The following is a 1,110-nucleotide window of genomic DNA, read 5'->3' on the forward strand; positions in this document are numbered from 1 at the left end:
ATGGCGGTATCCGGGTCTTTCAGGCCGTTACCGGTCAGGGTGCAGACAATGGTAGAGCCTTCCGGAATCTTGCCGGCCTTGATGTCACGCATGGCGCCACCGATGGAGGCCGCAGAGGCGGGCTCACAGAAAATCCCTTCTTTCTCAGCCAACAATTTCTGCGCCGTCAGGATTTCATGATCGCTAAGCTGGTCGAACCAGCCTTTGGATTCTTCCTGCAGTTGCCACGCCTTGTCCCAGGACTGCGGGTTACCGATACGAATAGCCGTTGCCACGGTTTCCGGATCGCTCACTCGCTCGCCACGCATGAACGGCGCCGCGCCTTCAGCCTGGTAGCCCACCATTTTCGGGGCCGCGTTGACGATGCCAGACTTGTGGTATTCGCTGTAACCCATCCAGTGCGCGGTGATATTACCGGCATTGCCCACGGGCAGGCAGTGATAATCCGGGGCGCGGCCCAGCTCTTCAACGATTTCGAAGGCAGCAGACTTCTGCCCCTGCAAACGGTACGGGTTAACCGAGTTCACGATGGTCACTGGCGCCTTCTCGGCCACCTGTTTCACCAGTTCCATGCCCTGGTCGAAGTTGCCACGGATCTGCATGATCACCGCACCGTACATCATTGCCTGGGCCAGTTTACCCATGGCAATTTTGCCTTCCGGAATCAGTACAAACGCGGTGATGCCCGCACGAGCGGCATAGGCAGCAGCGGCCGCAGACGTGTTACCGGTGGAGGCACAGATGATGGCATTGCTGCCCTCTTCTACGGCCTTGGTCACCGCCATGGTCATGCCCCGGTCCTTGAACGAGCCGGTGGGATTCAGGCCTTCGTATTTGACGTAGATATCCACGTCCTTGCCCAACAGCTTGGGGATATTCTTCAAGCGAATCAGCGGGGTATTCCCCTCGCCCAGGCTGATGATCGGCGTGTCATCATTCACCGGCAGGTGGTCACGGTAACGGTTGATCAGGCCGGTGTAACGGTCACGAAAAGGCATGGTTTTGGTCTCTGCTGCTAGTGTAAAGCCTCTAAGCCAGGCTCTGCGGTTCTTGAATGTGGTCACTTTAAACGGCGCGCCAGAAGCCAGATGCATGAAGCCGGACGCTCAA

1 protein-coding gene is annotated in these 1,110 nt (G+C 57.8%); it reads right to left on the bottom strand.

Annotated features, from left to right (window positions below; translation table 11 throughout):
• A partial coding sequence (thrC, locus tag A3754_RS00745) for a threonine synthase (RefSeq protein ID WP_063518582.1) occupies positions 1-998 on the bottom strand: 998 nt, incomplete at its 3' end.
• Positions 999-1,110: the final 112 nt, after the last annotated feature.

The organism is Alcanivorax sp. HI0083, assembly GCF_001635175.1.